This is a genomic window from Chamaesiphon sp. OTE_8_metabat_110 (assembly GCF_031382685.1).
In the GTDB taxonomy this organism is placed as follows: domain Bacteria; phylum Cyanobacteriota; class Cyanobacteriia; order Cyanobacteriales; family Chamaesiphonaceae; genus Chamaesiphon.
This window is the reverse complement of the sequence record NZ_JANMZA010000147.1, coordinates 1-6,963: the sequence shown is the minus strand read 5'-3', so window position 1 is coordinate 6,963 and position 6,963 is coordinate 1. Positions and strand designations below refer to the sequence as shown.

Sequence of the window (6,963 nt, the reverse complement as noted above, 5' to 3'; positions counted from 1 at the left end):
ACCGACGGCGATGATTAATCCCCAAATTATCGATCGATCTGGGGAGCTGGTTGCTGGCTGGGAGGGCTGTTTGAGCGTACCGGGAACTCGCGGTTTGGTCTTACGCGATCGGGCGATCGAGGTCGCATATCTCACCCCACATGGCGAACTAGTCACCCAAGAACTAACCGATTTTGTCGCCCGAATTTTTCAACATGAACTCGACCATTTAGATGGAATTTTATTTCCCGATCGAGTTCCAGATCCCACGGATCTGATCCCCGAAGCCGAATACCTAAAAATTGCTTTCGATCGGTAATTCAATTATTAATTATTAATTATTAATTATCTAGCGCCACTACTGAAAAACTTAAACACGACTAAGAAGCAAAAAATATTGACGATCGCGATTGCCATTGCTCCCATCAACAATCCTTTACTAAAACCTTTAACTCGTCGTTTAACCGACCACCGTAGTAACGGTAAAATGTAAATTAACTGGATCGCGCCGATCGAGAAAACCACAGACATAAAGACCGGGGAAAACGTATTTAGTAATAGCGATATAAAAATAATAACGATATCAATCCCAAAAACGGTGACGATACCTGCGATCGCGTCGCCAATCTGAGACTTCTTTAAAATTGGGGTTCCGATCATGACTGTATTTCTAAACAATATATCTATCAATACCTCGCACTTTTATAGCTAAAATGTAGGTGATTGTATAGACTCAGAAAGTAACAACATTTTACTCAAAATGTTGTAAATACCTTCCGTTAGTAATGTTAACAGACTACACCGATCGGATCTAAAGATTTAGTTAAGAATCAGCCTATTTGCCTAAATTTCGCTTGAGCTTTTCGAGTTCTTCATCGGCTTCCCACCGTCGAAATTGAGCATCGAGCGGATCGGCAAACTTGCTGTCATTTGTATAATTATTTACCGATCCCCAGCTACTCGGGTTATCGTCGATCGCGGATTTAGCGCGCGCAGCTCGATCGGCAGCAGTTTTGGCTTTAACTTCAATCCGCCGCGTTTTGATGGTTTGCAATAGCTCCTGAGCCTTGGCGATGCGCTCTTTTAAGCCCTGCATTTTGCCCCAGAGTTGGTTGCCTTGAGGCAAGAGGGCATTGACCCGCTCTTGGGCACCTGTGGCCAGATCGGCACGTCCAGCTACGGTCGCTTTCTGGACGCGATCGTACCAATTTTTAATTTCTTGAGCGGTATTAAGGATTTCTTGCTCGGTTTGTTTTTCTTGAGCTTGCAAGTCCACAATCAGTTGAACGGTGTCGGTCTCCTGTTGAGCCAGTTGTTCGCCGATCACCTGTAATTCGAGATGCGGGTTTTTGCTCAGGAAGTCATCGATCTGACTTTCCAGAAACCGCTTCATGTCTTCAATTAAACCCATGATTTAGAGTGTGAGGAGTGGGTGGGGAGATGGGAGGTGGGAGATGGGAGATGGGAGGGTAAAAGGTAATGGGTAATGGGTAAGAGGTAAAAGGTAAGAGCGATTAATATTTTATTTCTCCCCATCCCCCCGTTTCCCACCTCCCATCTCAATTAAAACTTCTGACCGACATCGATCGATCGAATTTCACCACCTTTTCTTTTTATTATGACTTCACCTTTATTGACAGACACTAAAGACCAATTACTTTTGCCAATGGGTTGACCGACATTGACTGTTTTGCTCTGACGATCGATCTCGAAGATCGCGCCGGGACGATTGCCTTTCGGTAGCGTTTTGACGAGGGCGATTGCTGGCTTGACAGGCGTTGGTGCAACGGGAGCGGCGGTGACGATGGTTTTAGTCGGAGCGGTGGCGACTGGCGCGGTGGGAGCCGTTGCGGGGGTAGCTACAATACTAGTGGCGGGCGTAGGGATATTATTAGTGGCTAGAGTCGCTGTTTGAGCGGTGGCATCGATTTTGGCGATCGATTTACGCATATAGTCAGCAAATTTGGCATCTTGTGGCGCAACTTGCTGGGATTGGAAGGGGAGCCAACTCGTATCGATTTCGGGCAAAACGACCTTCCGCTCGTTTACCAGCCAGGTGAGTACGCCACCAGCCGCAATTGCCGTCACACCAAGCCCGAGGAATGCTTTGAGCCACAGTGGCATCGGGCGTTTGGCTTTGGCTACTGGTTGCGCTGGTGTGTCTGCGGCTGCACCGAGGGCACGCTGCGGTGGATAGACTTGTTGTTGTAACTGCGGATATTGCTCGTTGGCGTAGGAATTATGCTGTGTCGGTGCAGGATTAGAGCCGTGAGTGGGATCGTCACCGAGGAGTTCGTCGATGTCGGCGAAGAGTCGATCCATCGATCGATCTGCATGAGCGTTGACTTTGGCGAGGATATCGCGATTCTGCTTGAAAGCGTCACCATCTTGGGGCGGTTGCGGTACTGCGGGGTTTTGGTTACTCATTGGTTCGGAATTGGGGATTAGGGATTAGTTTACCTCAATCTATTTGTTTAATTATGGGAGATGGGAGGTGGGAGATGGGAGATGGGAGATAGGGGACTGGGAGACGGGGGGACGGGGGGACGGGGAGAAATACAATATTAATTGCTCTTACCCATTACCCATTACCCATTACCCATTACCTCTTACCCTCCCAACTCCCATCTCCCATCTCCCATCTAAAAAATCACTGCATTCGATCGATCGTCCGGTATTGGATGGCTTCGGCAATGTGGGTGGGTTCGATGTGTTCGCAAGCGGCGAGATCGGCGATGGTGCGGGCGACTTTGATAATGCGATCGCTGGCTCTGGCGGAGAGTCCTAGCTTGCGGATGGCGGTTTCTAAGAGTTTGCGGCTGTTGTCGTCAAGCGGGCACCAGGTGCGGAGTTCGCGACTTTGCATTTGGGCATTGCAGACGATGCTGGGTACGGACTCAAACCGCTGGCTGGCTCTGTCGCGGGCTGCTTGGACGCGCGGGCGCACTGTGGCGGAATTTTCGCCTGTGGGTCGATCGGTAATTTCTTCGGGTTTGAGGCGATTTACGGCTACTTGGAGGTCGATCCGATCCATCAGGGGGCCGGAAAGTTTTGCCCAATAATTCTCGCGCTGGCGGGGATTGCAGGTACAGGCTTGGATCGTGTCGCCATAGTAGCCGCAGGGGCAAGGATTGGTACTGGCGACGAGGGTAAACTGGGCGGGGAAGGAGACGGACTGGCGGGTGCGGGAGATGGTGACGTGTCCGTCTTCTAATGGTTGGCGCAAGAATTCGAGGACATCGCGTTTGAATTCCGTTAATTCGTCGAGAAATAGCACGCCGCGATGAGCGAGGGAAATTTCGCCGGGACGCGGAAACGTGCCGCCACCAACCAGGGCAGGGCCTGACGCTGAGTGATGAGGGCTGCGGTAGGGTCTGTCGCACACCAGCGAGCCGCGCTCTTTGAGTAAGCCAGCGACGGAGTGGATTTGGGTAACTTCCAGCGCCTCGGCAAAGCTCAGGGGTGGGAGAATTCCCGGCAACCGCCGTGCCAGCATGGTTTTACCGCTACCTGGGGGGCCGACAAAAATCAATTATGTATAGCCTTGCAGGCTATATCCATAAAGTAAAGAAAGAATAAAAAAACCTACAACAACAACATCTTAGAATGATATACTAAAGCCAGTAACTATAGTCCACATAGTCTACACAGTTCGCATGGTAAAGCTACAAAAAGTCATACTCAATGAAACTAGTAGGGAGAGTTGGACGGTAATTGGAGAAGATTTTCTACCAATCGAACCAATCCATCTGTTTCTGAAATACCTAGAGAACCTAGAACGATCTCCCAACACGATTAAAGCTTACGCACAAGCTCTCAAACTCTACTGGGAATTTTTACGAGTCAGCTATTTAAAGTGGGACGAAATTAAAGCTCCAGATCTAGCCGACTTCATGACATGGCTGAGAAGTCCAGCTCCGAGCGGCACGATTTCCATCGTCGAGCAACAAGCAAAAAGATCCGAAGCCACGGTGAATCTGACATTAACAGCCGTGTGCATGTTTTATGACTACCAGGAGCAGACAGGAAATGTGTCCCACATCCCGCTATATCGCTCCTCAGTGATGCCTGGAAGAAGATATAAGGGGTTTCTACATCACATCACTAAAGGAAAGCCTACAAGAGCCAGATTGCTCAAGCTCAAGGTATCAAGAAAGATTCCAAAGACCATCGATACTGACCAAGCAAGTCAGCTCGTTGCTGCTTGCCAGAATATTAGGGACAAATTCTTGCTGTGTTTATTGCAAGAAACAGGGATGAGAATCGGTCAGGCTTTGGGTTTACGCCATGAAGATATTCAGTCTTGGGATAACCTAATCAAGATCTGCCCACGCAAAAACAACGCAAATGGAGCCAGATCTAAATCTTTAGAACCGCTCGATTTGCACGTCACCAAAAAGCTGATGACTCTCTACACCGAATATGTGGGAGAGTTCATGGAAATTCTGGGTGACAACTTGAGTGATTACGTTTTCGTTAACCTTTGGGATGGCAAGATTGGCAAGCCAATGTCTTACAGCGCAGTGATGGATCTATTTCTCAGGCTCAAGAGGAAAACTGGAATCGCCATCACCCCACACATGCTGCGCCACAGTCATGCCACCGATTTGATTCGGGAAGGCATGAGCATGGCTTACGTCCAGAAGCGACTAGGACACGCCAGCATTCAAACCACCATTAACACCTACGTTCATGTCACGAACGAAGACATGAAAGTCGAATACCAGAAATATCTAGATAACAGAGAGAGAACGGATGAGTCCAGCACCTGAACAGATCGTACCGATTCGCAGTCGCCAGAATGATGAAAAGCTAGTTGCCTGTAAATTTTGCAATGGAACTAACTTGAGGAAAAATGGCAGGAACAAGTCAGGCAAACAGACACAGATTTATTACTGCAAAGATTGCGAGAAAGATTTCACTCCGGTCGAGCAAGTTTCTTTGTTTGTCATCGACCCGCTCAAGGAGTATGGAAAAAATTGCTGGGATTGTCGGCGACTAGGTATCGAACCTGGGGTGGGAAGGTCGAGCTATAAGCTCAACTTCGAGAAAATAACTCAGCCCTGGATGAACTCGACAGTCAAACAGCATATCAAAATTGCCCTAGCCAGTCTGACATTTTCCTCAGTCCAAGAGAAGTTAAGTTCCCTGCGGCGGTTATCTAGCTACTTCCAAGAGTACTATCCCACCATCAAACCATCCGAAATAGATCGTGAAGTACTTATTAACTTTGCTGGCTTCTTACTCAGTACCTCACTATCTGTCAGCACTCGCAACAAAACACTCCACAATGCCAAACTTTATTTTGAGGATTGCTATCAGAATGAATGGCTAGATGTGCCCAGGTATCTAGTTCGCTCTGAAGATCTAGGAAGAATGCCCAAGCGATTGCCGCGCTACATCCCCGGCGAAGTAATCGAACAACTCAACGAGCATCTAACAGATCTCGCTCCTCCAGTGGCAAGGATGGTCATTATCCTGCAAGAATGCGGCATGAGAATATCAGAGCTAGTAAATCTCAAGTTAGACTGCTTGCTGCAAGATAAGGCTGGAGACTGGTTTCTGAAATACTACCAGTTCAAGATGAAAAAGGAGATTACCATTCCCCTTTCGCGGGAGGTGGTGATGACAATCCAACAGCAGATCGATTACATCCAAGAGTATCTGCCCCCAGACTGGCAGTACATGTTTTGTGCCAATGGTGGGCTAAAGCGACCAGGATTTAAGCCCGTACCGAGAATTATGACAAGAAAGATTCTCGCTCAATACTTAAACTATCTCGCTAAAGCACATAAGATCTGCGATGGCACTGGCAAGATCTGGCACTTTCAGTCCCACCAGTTCCGGCATACCGTTGGCACCAGAATGATTAACAACGGAGTACCACAGCATATCATTCAGCGGTTTTTAGGTCATGAAAGTCCAGCGATGACGGCAACTTATGCCACGATCCACGACCAGACGATGAAGCAGGAAATCGCTAAATTCCAAGATCGTGTCGTAAATATTGCCGGACAGACAGTAACAGCGAATGACATGGAAGCTGATGATGAAACATTGCAGTGGTTCAAGAAGAATGTTTACGCACAGGCATTACCGAACGGGTCTTGTGCTTTGCCGATAATTACTAATGGTTGTCCTCACGCAAATGCTTGTTTGACCTGCACCCATTTTCGGACGACTGCCGAGTATTTAGCAGACCACTATCAACAGTTAGCACAGACAGAAAAACTGATTGACAAAGCTAAAGCTAACGGATGGCAAAGACAAACCGAAATGAATGAAAGGATTAAAGCAAACCTCGAACAAATTATTGCAAGTTTGGAGGAGGCACAAGCATGAGTATGAATATTCAGCGCAATGTTGAAGGATTGCGGCAAAACGCGCAAAGGAAAAGGCAAGAATCCTTCGATAAAGTAGATCGCGGGATTAAAGAGATGATCCGCACTCGTCAAAAGATTAACTTCAATACCGTTGCCGCTGCTTGTAGTGTTTCTAAGGCATTTCTATATAAGGAAACAGCAATTAAAGAGCGTATCGAACACTTGCGGCAACAGTCTACAGAATCCGCCCGTATTGCTCCAGAGCAGCGACCGTCAGAATCATCCAAAGATGCCTTGATTAAAACGCTCAAAGAACGGGTAAAAGTTCTCTCTGAAAAGGTCAAAGAGCTGGAACATCAAAATGCAACTGTCTATGGAAAGATCGTACAGATGAGCGAGATTCAGGCTGAGAATAAAAAATTGAAAACTCAGAATGAAAGTATGAAACAGCAATTGGCGGATGCAGCTCATCTCACTCAAACTACACCGGATTTGAGGGTTGTTAAATCAACTACTGAAATTAGCTTGATAGAAGACAAACGCGCGATTCTCGACCAAATTTCGTCAGACTTGGATAGTCTAGGAATCAAGGTCAATTCAACACTACTTAAGGTCGTTAAGTCTGCACCAGAGTCTGTCGTGCTAAATGCGATTGCCGCAC

General features: G+C 47.4%; 7 protein-coding genes and 1 pseudogene. 4 read left to right on the top strand and 4 right to left on the bottom strand.

Features of this window, described 5'->3' with window-relative positions; all coding sequences use genetic code 11:
• Nucleotides 1-298: peptide deformylase (locus RMO52_RS05500; protein ID WP_310411645.1), on the top strand; the 298-nt coding region annotated here is incomplete at its 5' end.
• A gap of 26 nt (nt 299-324) precedes the next feature.
• Here RMO52_RS05500 and RMO52_RS05495 read toward each other — a convergent pair.
• The 4 genes and pseudogenes from RMO52_RS05495 to RMO52_RS05480 all read right to left on the bottom strand — a co-directional run.
• Nucleotides 325-639 carry a hypothetical protein gene (locus tag RMO52_RS05495; protein ID WP_310411641.1) on the bottom strand — a complete coding sequence of 105 codons (315 nt, stop codon included), beginning with the start codon at nt 637-639 and terminating at the stop codon, nt 325-327.
• A gap of 175 nt (nt 640-814) precedes the next feature.
• A complete protein-coding gene (locus RMO52_RS05490; protein ID WP_309741971.1) occupies nt 815-1,390 on the bottom strand; it encodes a TIGR04376 family protein in 576 nt (191 codons plus the stop codon).
• 152 nt (nt 1,391-1,542) lie between these two features.
• Nucleotides 1,543-2,406, bottom strand: coding sequence for a hypothetical protein (locus tag RMO52_RS05485; protein WP_310411638.1), 864 nt, complete (start codon nt 2,404-2,406; stop codon nt 1,543-1,545).
• Nucleotides 2,407-2,629: 223 nt separating this feature from the next.
• A pseudogene (locus RMO52_RS05480) lies at nt 2,630-3,511 on the bottom strand (YifB family Mg chelatase-like AAA ATPase); the annotation flags it as partial.
• Nucleotides 3,512-3,635: 124 nt separating this feature from the next.
• On the opposite strand from RMO52_RS05480, the gene RMO52_RS05475 reads away from it, so the two are divergent.
• From RMO52_RS05475 to RMO52_RS05465, 3 genes are all read left to right on the top strand, one after another.
• The gene (locus RMO52_RS05475) at nt 3,636-4,751 is read left to right on the top strand and encodes a tyrosine-type recombinase/integrase (protein ID WP_310411634.1); all 1,116 of its coding nucleotides are present in this window, start codon (nt 3,636-3,638) and stop codon (nt 4,749-4,751) included.
• Complete coding sequence (locus RMO52_RS05470; protein ID WP_310411631.1) at nt 4,735-6,321, top strand: tyrosine-type recombinase/integrase; 1,587 nt, start codon at nt 4,735-4,737, stop codon at nt 6,319-6,321. The genes RMO52_RS05475 and RMO52_RS05470 overlap by 17 nt, the downstream gene beginning before the upstream one ends.
• Nucleotides 6,318-6,963 (top strand): DUF6262 family protein (locus RMO52_RS05465; RefSeq protein WP_310411627.1); only part of this gene is annotated, 646 nt, incomplete at its 3' end. The genes RMO52_RS05470 and RMO52_RS05465, both read left to right, overlap by 4 nt.